Here is a 14,021-nt window from a genome sequence, read left to right as displayed (position 1 = left end):
CGCTATGATTCCTTATTCCTGGTGCCAGAGACTAGGTATCTATTTGGATGCGCTGTATTCGAAGTGGATACGTCATTATCTGGGACATCTTGGTCATAACTCCGTTGTCGGTCGCTCGTGTCGGCTTTGGGGAGGGGGGCAGAAACATATTGTCATAGGCGATAACACAATCATCCAGCGTCATACGATTCTTGGTTGTTGGACAAGTTATCATGAGCAATCCTTTTCCCCGAGTATTACCATTGGTAATCACTGTAACATCGGCGAGTATTGCCATATTACCGCCATCAACAAGATCGTCATAGGCGATGGTCTGTTGACGGGCCGTTTTGTGCTGATTTCCGATAATAGCCATGGTGGTCTAAGTCTAGAGGAAGCTTCCATACCTCCTATTTCTAGGAAATTGGTATCAAAAGGTGCGGTCATTATTGGTAATCATGTATGGATTGGTGACAAGGCCACCATTTTGGCAGGTGTACACATTGGCGATAATGCCATTATAGCAGCGAATGCCGTTGTAACATCCGATGTGCCGGCTAATAGTATGGTGGCAGGTGTCCCTGCCAGAATCATCAAAACGTTATAGACAATGTCAAAACCACGATTGATAGCATTTTATCTGCCACAGTTCTACCCGACGAAGGAGAATGACGAATGGTGGGAGAAGGACTTTACCGAATGGACCAATGTCAAACGGGGAAGGCCTTTGTTCAAGGGCCATTACCAACCTCGTGTCCCTGCAGATCTGGGCTATTACGACCTGCGAGACCCTCAGGTCAGGGAGCGCCAGGTAGCACTGGCCCGTGAAGCCGGTATAGAGGGTTTTTGTTACTGGCATTATTGGTTTGCCGGCCGGAGACTGTTGGACAGGGTTTTCAGGGAGGTCGTTGAGTCGGGAAAGCCCGACTTCCCCTTCTGTCTCTGTTGGGCCAACCATAGTTGGTATCGTAAGACCTGGGATCCCGACATGCCCGACAAACTCCTGATAGGTCAGACCTATCCCGGTGTCGATGATTTTATCGCCCATTTCCACGAGATGTTGCCTGCCTTCAAGGACCATCGTTATATGAAGGTGAATGGGAAATTGTTATTCGGCGTTTATAATGTCATGGGCTTAGGCAAGGATCGGTTTGAGTTGTTCCAGAAGACGTGGAACGAGCTCGCCATCCAATATGACCTTCCTGGTTTTACGTTTTTTGGCTTTACGTTCGAGGATAAGGAGGTGGAGAACATCAAGAAGATGGGATATGACCATGTGGTGGTGGATTATATCAGGGAGATGTTTAATAAGACCCTGCTTCCTCGGAAGATCTGGGAGAGAATGATGCGGACCATCACCCAGAAACCCAACAAGGTGTATGAGTATGATACCTATGCCAATAGTTTGTTGAAGACCTTTGGCCAGCACAAGGATGTGTGGCCGTGTCTGGTGCCCTGTTTTGACCATTCCCCCCGGAGTGGAAACCGGGGCGTCATCCTCCACCGTTCTACCCCGGAACGTTGGAAAACCCTTTGTCAGAAGGTGTTTGAGATGTGCATAGGCAGAGCGTCCGATCAGAATGTGGTGTTCATCAAAGCTTGGAACGAGTGGGGGGAAGGCAACTATATGGAACCAGATCAACTAAGTGGAAAGGGCTATATAGAGGCAACAAGAACCGCATATGATGAGCTGAAATAATGTGTTAAGATGAAGCGACTGTCCGAACAACAGATAGGTAGCTCGCAGAGACAAGGAAACATTGAACTTCTGCGGATTGTATGCATGTTGTTCGTGTTAATCATTCATTTTAACTTAAATGTGATTTTGCGAAATGAGAGTACGTCTGTGTTAATGAACAATATCGCTTTAGTGGTGAACTCATTTGTGATAGTTGCAGTGAATTGTTTCATTTTAATCAGTGGCTATTTCTCAATTCGGCTTAGAATCAAATCGCTCGTTTCTTTTTTGTTTCAAGTAGTGTTCTGTTCTTTCATTGCTGTTGTCATTTTCTTACTTCAGAAAATGTCTCAGCATGAGCCTGTTACTATTGGTTATGTCATTTGGGTTTTATTGCCGTTTAATGCCCCCAATCTTTGGTTCGTCCCCAGCTATTTCATGTTGATGCTTGTGTCTCCTTTGCTTAATCTTCTTTGTGAAAGACGTTGGCTTCATGATATTGCTCTTTGGTCTGCGCTGCTATGTGTTTTTTTCTGCTATGGCGTTTATGGCTACCAAGGGTATAGCATTTATCAGTTTGTGGTCTTGTATTTGTTGGGAAGATATATAAGGTTGATTAAGGTTGAGAAGTTGAGGCTTAAAAGAACACTTTGGTTCCTGCTGTATTTATTGTCTGTTGCTGTCACATTTGTACTAGCTTATAGCTGGGTGCAGAGAGGGCACGATGTGTCTGACAAAATGATGTATGCGTACAGTTCACCATGGGTGATGCTCTCATCGGTGATGTTTTTTATATTCTTCCTGACGTTGAACATCAATAGAAGGTGGATCCTTTTGATTTCCCCATCTGTTTTTTCAGTATATTTACTGCATGAAAATGGGCTTATAAACCACCTTGCATATATCAATCCGCTCAGGTCTGTGATAGCAGATAGTCATACGTGTTATTCAGATATGTATATGTATCTGGTCGTTTTGTTGTATGGAGTGGTCCTTTTTATGCTGATTGTCATATTTGACCGGTTCTCAAGGCTCAGCATTTACAATTATTTGTATTCCAGGTTCTCGCTTTCAAGAAAATGAGTACGTCCGGGAAAATCCTTTCTGGTACAGTCTGGTCTACGATTTGTACGATACTTGGAGCTGCATATAGTTTCTTTGCGACTCCTATCCTGATCGGTTATTTCGGGAATGCTAATTATGGCCTGGTTAGTTTGGCGACTTCGTTGAATGTTTGTGTCGGTTTAGCCGACATCGGAATGAATACAACGAATGTGCGGTTCCTTTCTATATGGATTCAAGAGCAAAACTGGCGGAAAGTTAACGAGCTGTTCAAAACCAGTCTTGCCATCTATGGCATGATGGGTATTCTGAATGTTTTGGTGTTGTCTGTCGTACTTGTCTATACAAAAGACGTGTTCAATGTGTCTGATGCCCAAAATGTTACATTAAGACACCTCTTATGGATTGTCATTATTTGCTCTATACTGAACTGGTATTTCTCATGCATTGAACAGGTTATTCGAGCAACAGAGAATGTTGGATGGTTTCAGAAGATAGCGATATTACCCAAATTGTTCCTTATATTGGTGCTTATTTCCACATTGTTGTTTAAGTTCGATATAGAAACTTTTATGGCTCTGACTATGTCTGTAGGATTTATAACAATCCCTTTACAGGTTAGAAAGATCCGAAGAGAAATACCAGATATATCCTTTTGGCCACAGTTTAATCAGAAGATATTTCGGGAGATACTTCCCTATTCTGTTAATATGTTCTCTTTTGCGATCTTTCAATTCATATATTTTAATATGAGACCGGTTTTTCTAGGTATGCGTGGTGAGATTGAGTCCGTGACAGACTACCGAATACTTGATGGAATTGTCAATGTCGTGGGTTTACTACCTGGCTTGTTTTTTGGTGTTTTGTTACCAACGGCCTCAAGAGTGGTGAAATCAGGCAATCAGGAAGCCTTGGAACGGATTGCTTATGATGGTACTAAATACCTTTCTATTTTTTTGTCCTTTGTGGTATTTGGAATCATGACAATCGGCCATGATTTGTTAATGATATATGTTGGCGAAGATTTTGAGCATCTGACGGTTTGGCTTTATTTGTGGCTTTTCCTTATTATGGGAAATCATACCAATTTCATATCTTCTCTAATGTTATCTCAGCCCAATCTTAGACCCTTAATGTATAATACCGCTTTTTCATCCCTATTGGGCTTGTTATCCTGTTGGTTGCTGATTCCTTACTTCCAGGTTGGTGGTACAATTATGTCTTTCATGATTTATTCAATGTCTCAACTACTGTTCTATTATAATTATTACTGGAAGCATCTGTTCGGACTAAGTAGTAGGCGTATTCTGGTACATAGTCTCATGCCAGGTACTGTCGGCGGTGCTGTCGTGTTCAGCATCTGTATTTTTGTTCCGCATACAGAATCGTATCTTGCGAATATTGTGATATTCGGCTCGTTATATGTATTGCTATTCCTTATGTCGTTATGGCTTATCATGAACAAGACTGATTGGATTTTTGTGAAAGAGCTTATTAAAAAAAGAAGAAAAGATGAAAATGAAATGGCTATTAACTAAATTAGGTGGTCAATATATCTCTGATTATGTCAACAAGCATGATCAGGCGATTGTAGACAGGGTGGAACGTTTACTGACCATTTCCAATCTTCACCAGAAAACATTTTCAGGATTTAAGGGTTGTTATTCAGGAAGGGATGTTGTCATGATTGGAGCAGGTCCTTCTGTCAAGGACTTTAAACCAATTCCGAATTGTATATATGTTGGTCTCAATAGCGCATGTAAGCTGAAAACAGTTAAGTTTGACTATCTTTTTTCAATTGATAAAATGGGAATCGATAAGATCTATTCAGACTTTGCATCTGTAGATTGTATCAAGTTTATAGGTGATCAGAATAAAGGCGCCAGATATCAAATACCAGAGTCTGAGATTTTTAAGATGGGGGATGTGCGTCGATATATGACGGATATCAATATTCATGAATATAGCAAATGTGCTTTGTATTTAGAATCTCAGCCTTTGGGCAATTTCAACAGCGTGTCATTACAAGCTATGCAATTCATATTATATACCAACCCTCGTCGTATCTATCTCGTCGGAATCGATTGTTCTGCGTTGGGGCACTTTGATAAGTCTCAGGGTACTGTTGATGAATTGAAGAAAAGAGCGAAGGATAGGGATGATAATCTGGAAGAATGGGCAAGAATAACGGCACAGGCATGGAATGATCTGAAGGAGTTTGCCAATCTTTATTATCCGGAAACCGAGATTATTTCGGTGAACCCTGTTGGCTTAAAGGGCCTGTTTAAAGATTTATATCAGGAATAATCATGAAACTTGCATCTTTCGACATCTTCGATACTACACTCGTGAGGAAATGTGGTCGGCCGGAGAATGTCTTTTTCCTGTTGTCAAAACAACTTTTCCCAGATGATGAGGGGATGCAGCGCTCGTTCTATATGTGGCGCATTCAGGCAGAACAAGTAGCATGTCAAAGATTTGCCAAGTCCATTGTCGGTTTGAGAGAGATCTATGATGGTTTTGGCGCATTGGGTTTCGGAACGGTTTCAGAAGAAGATGCTATCAAGTCCGAAAAAGACATGGAGTCATTGATGTTGACCTCCAATAAGAGCATTTTAGAAAAGATCTCATCCAAACGTTCAGAAGGTTTCACGATATGTTTCGTATCAGACATGTATATCGATAGCTCGTTATTAAAGGAGATATTGATTCGTGAGGGCTGCGCAGAGAAGCAGGATGTTGTATTCGTATCTTGTGAATATGGAAAGTCCAAGGCTGACGGTTCCCTGTATGATGCGGTCAGGGATTTTTATGGCGCTATCAATTTTTGGGAGCATTTCGGCGATAATAAGCAAAGTGATTATATCATCTGTAGGAAAAAGGGTATTCTGGCAAGATATGTTGATACCTCCTATACAAGAACTGAGCTGTTTATAGAATCGGAATACAAGAAATACCCGTTTGGGAAGACCATGTCAGTATTAATAGGGATGCAAAGAAGTGCAAGGCTTCATCTGTCAGAGAGCGATGTTGATTACACCAATGCTGCCGACTTTGTAGCGTCTCTATACATCCCATATCTCTTATATGTTTTCAGACAGGCACGTTTACACCATATTGAGCGACTCTATTTCTTATCTAGGGATTCTTATCTTTTGTATGAGATGGCCCTGTCATTGCGTGAAGAATATCCAGACATCGAATGCAAGTATTTGTACTTGTCCAGACGATCGCTGGCTCTTCCAACTTTGAATGATCTGGACTCCCAATCAATCGGCAAAATAATGGGGGGATACGATTCCTTGAATGGATTTGAAACAGAGCCGATATTACGTAAGTTACAATTAGACGAGCTGATACAACAGCTCCCTATTAAGGTCATCAAGGACCAAAAGGATGAAAAGGCGTTTCTGTCTTATCTCGCACTTCATGAAGAAGTGATTAGCAGGAAACGTCAAGAATCCAGATTTCTCTTGTATCACTATTTCAGGCAAGAGGGGGTCTTGGATAGTCACATGAAGATGGCTATGGTTGATGTCGGTTGGTTTGGATCGACGAGGTTAATGGTAAATAGCATTCGTTCATCGTTCTCTTTATCAGAGATACCTTTCTTTTATTTAGGCTGTAGGGATGATGTGCTTAGTCGGAAATATGGCATGTTCTATACCTTTCTCCCCCCGGAATTTGTTACAACAGATCTGACATATCTGATTGAGTCCTATTATTCCTCATCCTATTATCCTTCAGTTATTGGCTATCAAGAAAACAACTCATGTATTGAGCCGGTCTTTGAGAAAGAGGATCTCATTTCTCAGAAAGTATCTATTGTCAATGCCTGTGTATGCAAGGTTGTTCTTGGGTATTTACGTGAGATGCCTTATCACAGTATGATCCCCTCTATGGATGTCTGGGGAGTCGCTTTTATATCTTTGTTTAAAAAGGCTGTTCACCTGATAGATTATTCAAGGCTGAAGGATTTGAGAACACCCGATGGTGATAACTTAATAGAAACGATTTCCCCCATAGGTCTGCTAAGGTATCTATATGAGGGGCATACGGGTAAGGCATGTCTCCAAAAGAATAGCATCTATTATTCATATCGGATTGTTTGGTCAGAGAATTATCATTTGCAAAGATGGATCATGTGGCTAAAGCATCTCGTACGATAGCTTCAATTATCGTTGGATATAAAAATGAAGAATTGACAACTGAATTTGTTCAGAAGGAGTTGTCAAAACTCGATGTCGAGACGATTGTTGTCATTGTAAGCAACTCATCGACCGTTGAGGGCTGTCGTTTTTTGAGGGAAAATTTAAATGCCTGTATAGTAGAAGCAGATTTCTCTGGTTATAAGAGTGGACATCGTGTTTATGTGCTTGATATAAAAGAGAATCTAGGCTTTGCTATAGCCAACAATCTGGGCGTGGCATTTATTGCGCGCTTCTTCCCAGGAATAGAATATGTCTTGTTTACAAATAATGATATCAGAATCGTTGACCCGCAGGTTGTGAGTGTTCTTATCGACAAGTATGAATCCGTAGAGGGGGTTGGCATTATCGGCCCCAATATTTTACATGTTGATGGGACGAGACAAACGCCTATGCCCAAGACCTATCTATGGAGAAATATATGGGAAACGCTTTCATCTCCATTGATGTCAATAATAAAGCACCAGCCGGTAGAATATTGTGATTTAGCTCAGGAAGGTTTTCATTATACTTTTGCAGAATGTTTCTTCATTTCCCGTTTGAAGGACTATGTTGCTTGTGGCATGATGGATCCTCATACGTTCCTATATGCTGAAGGCTGCATATTGTCTGAAAGGATGGGTAAGATAGGATTGGGTTACTATTTTGCTCCTGACATGACTGTTATTCATGATAATGGAAGTACTACTCGGAAATATCTTGGCACTTATGTATATAAGATGATGTCTCGATCAAATGCGTATTATTTTAGAGCGTATAGGGGCTATTCTGCTTTTTCCGTATGGTGTTTCTTGACTGTATCTAACATGATGTGTAAATTGGCAGGTCTAAAACGCTTTATTAAAAATATATCATGACAGCCTCGCTGGTTCTGTTTTTAAAGATCGCCCGGAAATTCTATGGCAGTCTGTTTGGCGAGCAGGATATGTTTCAGACCTTACCCTGTGCAGAATTGAATGCAGAATTTGCGTCAAGGAAGATTTTTGAGATGCTAAATCTTGATCATCCTTGTATGATTGCCAGATTTGGGAGTAATGAATTAGGATGTCTGGTTAATTATCTTGGTATACAACATGGCGCATATCCTATGCGAGACTATTTATCAGGGAGATGTCCGGAATGGTGGTGGAACAAGGGTATGATGAAATGTATGGAGACTAATGCGGGTTTTTTTCCTGTTACCGAAGATAATCTTGTGCGATTCTGCAAGTTGATGTTACAGGATATTGAACAGTTGGATATATTGGGAAGTTGGATCAGTTTAGAAAAGTATGTTCAGCATTATTTTAAAAAAGTATATATTACTCAATTGAATCTTCTTGAACCTTTTTTATGTAAGCATCCATGGACGAAGGCATTAGATGGCAAACAAGTATTAGTGGTACATCCTTTTGCTGAGTTGATAGAATCCCAATACACCAATCATCGGAAAGAGTTGTTCTCCAACCCGGACATTTTGCCAGAATTTCATTTACGTACTGTCAAGGCCGTACAGAGTATAGGAGGCGAAGCGAATGGCTTTCGCGATTGGTTCGAGGCTTTGGAATGGATGAAAGGAGAAATGGCAAAGGAGCCTTACGATGTTGCCTTGATAGGTTGTGGGGCCTATGGCTTCCCTTTGGCTGCTGAGGCCAAAAGAACAGGGCATAAGGCTGTTCATTTAGGCGGTGTCTTACAGCATTTGTTTGGTATCCGTGGAAAACGTTGGGAAAATCCGTCCTATGGAGTAAGGGAATGGCAACAGCCTTATGGTTTTTATTCTAACATGATGAACGAGTTCTGGGTCAAGGCTGGTGATGACTATAAGCCTAAGAAAGCCCAGGAAGTAGAGGATGCCACTTATTGGTGATGATGCTATGAGAGTTTTGCATATTTTGGATGAGTTAAAGTTCTCCGGTGCTGAGATCATGTATGTCGCAGCAGCGAAGCAGTTTCAGGAAATGGGGTGTGAGTTGTTTGTAGTGAATACTGCCACCCATTTGGGAGAATATACGCCATTCTTCCAGGAAGCAGGGTACACGATTCTCCATTGGCCTTACGAGCATCTGTCGCTCTTTCAGAAGTTCATCTACTGGAATCGGACCATCCGGTTTATCCAGCGTAACAAGATAGATGTGGTCCATGTGCATCGTCCCGATATGAAATGCCCGATGGCCTATTGTGCCTGGCGGGCAGGGGTCAGTTCGGTATATACCTATCATAACGTATTCCCCTCTAGGGTATTGACCTATCCCTACCATGTGTTGCTGCGTTATGTTTGTAAGTACCTCTTCCATCAGGTTCAGCAGACTATCAGTGATTCGGTTTATGAGCATGAACTGAACTATTTTCATAATTCCACGATTCTGATTAATAACTGGTATAACTCCAATAAGTATTATCCTGCCCGGGAAGGCGAGAAGAGCCTGATTCGTCAAGAACTGGGAATCTGTCCTGAGAGTTTTGTCATTATCTCTGTTGGCGGATGTAGCACTATCAAACGTCATGAGGATATCCTGCAGGCAGTTGCGATGATCCGACAGTCCTGTCCTCAGATCCTCTATCTCCATCTGGGAGAGGGCGACAAGACCGAAGAGGAGCGACAGTTGGCTGCGTCGCTGGGCATTGGGGATGCGGTGCGTTTCCTGGGGAACCAGAAGGATGTACGCCCCTATCTGATTGCTGCCGATATCTATGTCATGCCAAGTCGCTTTGAGGGCATGCCTATTACGGCCATCGAGGCCATGGCCTGTGGCGTCCCAGCCGTTTTCTATAACGTGCCTGGCCTGTGGGATTTCAACAAGCACGGGGACTGTTCTCTTCTCGTGGAAGAACAGCCTGAGCGTTTGGCTGAGGCCATCTTACAACTGTCTCAGGACCCGGCCCTGCAACAGCGTCTCACGCAACAGGCATCCGACTATATCCACCGTGAATTTGACATGGAGACCAATGTCAGGCAAATTTTTGAAGTATGCTATTCAACTCGATAGAATTCCTCTTTTTCCTGCCCATCGTCTTTCTGCTCTATTGGTTCGTCTTTAAGGGCCGCAGGTGGCAGAACCTGCTGATTGTCGTGGCCAGTTATGTGTTCTACGGCTGGTGGGACTGGCGGTTCCTCTTTCTGATAGCCCTCACCTCTTTCTGCAGTTATGCGAGTGGGGTGCTGATGGAGCGTTACGAGGGGCATCGGCGACAACAAAGATATGTGAGTGCCGCCAACATCGTGCTGAACCTGTTGATCCTGGGCCTCTTCAAATACTTCAATTTCTTTGTGGAGAGCCTGAATGGCTTGTTCCTGGCGATGGGCCTCCATCTGGACTGGGTCACGCTCCACATCGTCCTGCCTGTCGGCATCAGCTTCTATACGTTCCAGGCCCTCAGCTATACCATCGACGTCTATCAGGGCAAGTTGAAGGCCACCCACGACCCCGTGGCGTTCTTTGCCTATATCAGCTTCTTCCCCCAACTGGTGGCTGGTCCTATTGAAAGGGCCACCCGACTGTTGCCGCAGTTCCAACAACCCCGTCGGTTCGACTATGCCAAGGCGGTCGATGGCTGTCGGCAGATGCTGTGGGGCTTTTTCAAGAAGATGGTGGTGGCCGACAACTGTGGCACCGTGGTGTCCCAGATCTGGGACCATTACACGACGGCGCCAGGTCTGCTGTTGCTCTTCGGGGCCATCCTCTTCACCATCCAGATCTATTGCGACTTCTCCGGCTATTCCGATATCGCCATCGGCAGTGCCCGCCTGTTTGGCTTCGACTTGATGAAGAACTTCGACTTCCCGCATTTCTCGCGGAGCATCCCGGAGTTCTGGCGCAGATGGCATATCTCCTTAACCACCTGGTTTCGCGATTATGTGTATTTCCCCTTGGGGGGTAGCAGGTGTGGGCGCTGGAAGGCAGTCCGCAATGTCCTGATCGTCTGGGGCATCAGTGGTCTGTGGCATGGCGCCAACTGGACCTATGTCTGTTGGGGCTTGTTCCACGGCACCCTCCTGGCCATTTATAATGTGTTGGGCATCAACACGAAATACAAGCACGTGGTGGCTGCAGAGCGCTGCCTCCCCTCTCTCCGGGAGGCGGTTCAGATGGTGCTCACCTTCCTGTTGGTGGCCATTGGCCTGGTCATCTTCAGGGCGTCGACGATGCATGATGCCATCGGTTATCTCCAGGGCATGTGCAGTCCGTCGTTGTTGGAGCTGACAGCCACGTTGGAGGCCCTGCAGGAGGTCATCCTGCAGATGTATATCATCATTCCCGCTATCGTGATCCTGACGCTGAGTGAGTGGGTGAACAGGCGCCAAGACCATGTGATGCAGTTGGCTGGCGGTGGCTTTGTGGCCCGTCACGCCTGGGTGCGCTATGCCATCTATGTCGGTCTGCTGATCATGATCTTCGGTATGTCGGTCACGAAATCGGAGTTTATTTATTTCAGATTCTAAGCAGATGAAGAGGTTCTGGCTGAAAGGGCTGTTGGTGGTGTTCCTGTTTGTGGTGGCCAATGCCGTGCTGTTATGGGGCATCCCCAAGGATGGTAATGCCTATGAATGTGAATACAACCATAAGGTGGAGCTGATAGCCTTCACGCCCCAGCCCCGTATCATCCTGATAGGTGGCAGTACGGTGGCCTTTGGCACCGACTCCCGTCGCATCATGGACTCCCTGCACTGTCATGTGGTGAACTTCGGCCTGAATAAGGGGGTGGGCATCCGTTATCTGTTGGACGATTGTCTGCAGTATGTGCGGAAGGGCGATGTCATCGTGCTCCAGATTGAGTACGACAACTTCTTCAATGGTGGTAACGGGAATGTGAGGGATCTTACGCAGTTGATGATAGCCACCGACTGGCGGAATGCCACGCGTCTCAACGCCCATCAGTGGTCGAACGTGTTGCAGGGTGTCCCTGCAGCGGTGATCGGTAATATCAACCGACTCCTCAAGTACCCCATCCGGAAAAGCTGGGATAAGCCGTCGAATGGCAACGCCTTTTTTAAGGACGGTTTTAATGAATATGGCGACGAGGTCAACCATCTGGCCTTTAAGGGTGTGGGTGCCAGGGCCACGGGCCGGCGGGAGGAGCGTGATGTCGATACCGACTTCCTCCAGTGGTTCCAGACCATCGTCTTGCAGTACGAGGCTGCCGGGGCGAAGGTGCTCATGGTCCCCCCCGTGGATGTGGAGACCTGTTTCCGCGAAGGCTATAGCTCCAAACTGGAGCCCGCCTTAAAGTCCATCGGCCGATGGTATGTCGTACCGCCTGCCTCCATGGTCCTCAACGACAGCTGTTCCTATGACGGTGGTGGCCACGTCACGAAAGAAGGCGTGCGTCAGAACACCGGTCATCTGATTGAGATTCTACGTCAAGCGATATGAAGCGGATAGCCGTTCTGATGACTGTGCATAACCGGCGAGAGAAGACCCTCCTGTGCTTGGAGCACCTCTTTGCCAACCGGTTGCCTGCCAACTATGCCATGACCGTCTACCTCACGGATGATGGGTGTACCGACGGGACGGCTGAGGCCGTACGGGCCCAGTATCCTTCAGTACAGGTACTCACAGGCTCGGGCGACCTCTATTGGAACCGGGGTATGTGGACAGCCTGGCAGGAAGCGGCGAAGGCGGATTTCGACTTCTACTTCTGGTTGAACGACGACACCTTCCTCTATGAGGATGCCATCGAGGCCCTGTTGATGACCTCAGCACAGTCTGAAGACCGGGCCATCATCGTAGGGGCTACGGAAGACCGCGATCACCACAGCGTCACCTATGGTGGTTTTGTGGGCACCCTGGCCCATGCCGTGATACCCCCTCTGACTGGTCAGCCGGTAACCATCAACTACTTCAATGGAAACGTCGTGTTAGTGCCTCGGGCGGTGTATCAGGTACTAGGCAACCTGGATCCCCGCTTCCGGCATGACAAGGGGGATATCGACTATGGCCTGAGAGCCCAGGAGGCTGGCATCCCGATGATGATGGTGGGCAAACCCTTGGGCGTGTGCGACCTGCATCCGAGGGCCGACCGCTGGCGCGATCCGGAACTCTCCTTGAGCGCGCGCTGGCAGGCATTACGACAACCTACCGGGATGGCTCCCGCCGAATTCTTCTATTTCGACAGGAAGCACCATGGGGTGCTGACCGGTCTCAAACATTATCTCTCCATCCACCTGCAATGCCTGTTCCCCCAGTGGTGGAAAAATGAATAAAGAATGAAGGTACCTGTTTTGATCCTGGCATTCAGTCGGCCGGAACATGTGAAAAGGGCGATGGCGGCGGTGCAGACCTATCAGCCCGCACGCCTCTACCTGGCCTGTGACGGGCCCAGAGCCCATAAGGCGGGCGAGGCGGAGCTGGTGGCAGCCACCCGGCAGGCGATGCTGGATGCCGTGACCTGGGATTGTGAGGTGCATACCCTGTTCCGCGACAGCAACCTGGGCTGCGGACATGCTGTCTATGAGGCCATCACGTGGTTTTTCAAGCATGAGCCCTATGGTGTCATCATCGAAGATGATATCCTGGTGGGACAGGACTTTTTTACGTTTTGTGAGTTGCTGCTCCCCAGATATGCCGAAGACCACAGGGTGATGGGCCTCTCTGCCGAGAACCACAGCGGTCGGACCGACCTCAACAACTCCTATGTCTACACGCCCCGTTTCAACTGTTGGGGCTGGGCCACATGGCGTAGGGCCTGGGAACAGATGGATATGACCATGGCGGCGGCCAGGAACTTGAAGCCGTGGTATCTCACGAAACGGTTGGGTTGGTTCGAGGGCTTGATGATGTTCTACTATTTCAAAGGCGACTACCATCAGTTCATCCCCTTCGACACCTGGGATCTCAGATGGTATCTCAGCATCCTGATCCACGACGGTCTCTTGATCTGTCCCGGTGTAAACCTCGCCGTGAACATCGGCATGGATGGCGGGGCCCATTACGAACAGGGCGACACCAACCCCTATGCCCATCTGAAAGTGGGCCACCTGTCGTGGCCCCTGGTATACAACGATACGGTACAGCCCGACCCCCTGCAGGCCCGATATGACCAGGCCGACTTCTGGCAGGTGCGGAAGATAGGTTTACGTAAAAAACTGAGGAAACTCTTCCATCGGGGATGAG

Annotated in this window: 13 protein-coding genes; all 13 read left to right on the top strand. The window is 46.3% G+C overall.

Annotation, left to right across the window (positions count from 1 at the left end):
• Positions 1 to 4 precede the first annotated feature (4 nt).
• Genes BMY16_RS15960 through BMY16_RS02050 form a run of 13 tightly spaced genes read left to right on the top strand, consistent with a single transcriptional unit; the run spans position 5 to position 14,020 of the window.
• Positions 5 to 586: an acyltransferase gene (locus BMY16_RS15960; protein WP_091839413.1), complete on the top strand. Its 582-nt coding sequence runs from the start codon at positions 5 to 7 to the stop codon at positions 584 to 586.
• 3 nt (positions 587 to 589) lie between these two features.
• On the top strand, positions 590 to 1,678 hold the full coding sequence (locus tag BMY16_RS02105) for a glycosyltransferase WbsX family protein (RefSeq protein ID WP_091839410.1): 1,089 nt from the start codon (positions 590 to 592) through the stop codon (positions 1,676 to 1,678).
• A 9-nt stretch (positions 1,679 to 1,687) separates the two neighbouring features.
• Complete coding sequence (locus tag BMY16_RS16015) at positions 1,688 to 2,740, top strand: acyltransferase (protein WP_091839407.1); 1,053 nt, start codon at positions 1,688 to 1,690, stop codon at positions 2,738 to 2,740.
• Complete coding sequence (locus tag BMY16_RS02095; RefSeq protein WP_091839404.1) at positions 2,737 to 4,257, top strand: lipopolysaccharide biosynthesis protein; 1,521 nt, start codon at positions 2,737 to 2,739, stop codon at positions 4,255 to 4,257. The genes BMY16_RS16015 and BMY16_RS02095 overlap by 4 nt, the downstream gene beginning before the upstream one ends.
• Positions 4,232 to 5,026, top strand: a complete 795-nt coding sequence (locus tag BMY16_RS02090) for a hypothetical protein (protein WP_091839402.1) — start codon at positions 4,232 to 4,234, stop codon at positions 5,024 to 5,026. Before BMY16_RS02095 ends, BMY16_RS02090 begins: the two co-directional genes overlap by 26 nt.
• A gap of 2 nt (positions 5,027 to 5,028) precedes the next feature.
• Positions 5,029 to 6,888: a hypothetical protein gene (locus BMY16_RS02085; protein WP_091839399.1), complete on the top strand. Its 1,860-nt coding sequence runs from the start codon at positions 5,029 to 5,031 to the stop codon at positions 6,886 to 6,888.
• Positions 6,864 to 7,784 (top strand): glycosyltransferase family 2 protein, encoded by a 921-nt coding sequence (locus BMY16_RS02080; protein ID WP_170835972.1) that lies wholly within the window; start codon positions 6,864 to 6,866, stop codon positions 7,782 to 7,784. The genes BMY16_RS02085 and BMY16_RS02080 overlap by 25 nt, the downstream gene beginning before the upstream one ends.
• Positions 7,781 to 8,776 carry a hypothetical protein gene (locus BMY16_RS02075; RefSeq protein ID WP_091839393.1) on the top strand — a complete coding sequence of 332 codons (996 nt, stop codon included), beginning with the start codon at positions 7,781 to 7,783 and terminating at the stop codon, positions 8,774 to 8,776. Before BMY16_RS02080 ends, BMY16_RS02075 begins: the two co-directional genes overlap by 4 nt.
• A gap of 25 nt (positions 8,777 to 8,801) precedes the next feature.
• Positions 8,802 to 9,896 carry a glycosyltransferase gene (locus BMY16_RS02070; RefSeq protein ID WP_244512820.1) on the top strand — a complete coding sequence of 365 codons (1,095 nt, stop codon included), beginning with the start codon at positions 8,802 to 8,804 and terminating at the stop codon, positions 9,894 to 9,896.
• On the top strand, positions 9,878 to 11,350 hold the full coding sequence (locus BMY16_RS02065) for an MBOAT family O-acyltransferase (RefSeq protein ID WP_091839388.1): 1,473 nt from the start codon (positions 9,878 to 9,880) through the stop codon (positions 11,348 to 11,350). Before BMY16_RS02070 ends, BMY16_RS02065 begins: the two co-directional genes overlap by 19 nt.
• 4 nt (positions 11,351 to 11,354) lie before the next feature.
• Complete coding sequence (locus tag BMY16_RS02060; protein WP_091839385.1) at positions 11,355 to 12,281, top strand: hypothetical protein; 927 nt, start codon at positions 11,355 to 11,357, stop codon at positions 12,279 to 12,281.
• Complete coding sequence (locus BMY16_RS02055) at positions 12,278 to 13,111, top strand: glycosyltransferase family 2 protein (protein WP_091839382.1); 834 nt, start codon at positions 12,278 to 12,280, stop codon at positions 13,109 to 13,111. Before BMY16_RS02060 ends, BMY16_RS02055 begins: the two co-directional genes overlap by 4 nt.
• 3 nt (positions 13,112 to 13,114) lie before the next feature.
• Positions 13,115 to 14,020: a glycosyltransferase family protein gene (locus BMY16_RS02050; protein WP_091839378.1), complete on the top strand. Its 906-nt coding sequence runs from the start codon at positions 13,115 to 13,117 to the stop codon at positions 14,018 to 14,020.
• Position 14,021 lies beyond the last annotated feature (1 nt).

Source organism: Prevotella sp. ne3005 (assembly GCF_900110085.1).
GTDB lineage: Bacteria > Bacteroidota > Bacteroidia > Bacteroidales > Bacteroidaceae > Prevotella.
Note: the sequence above shows the minus strand (reverse complement) of the source record. Positions and strands in the feature narration are given on the sequence as shown.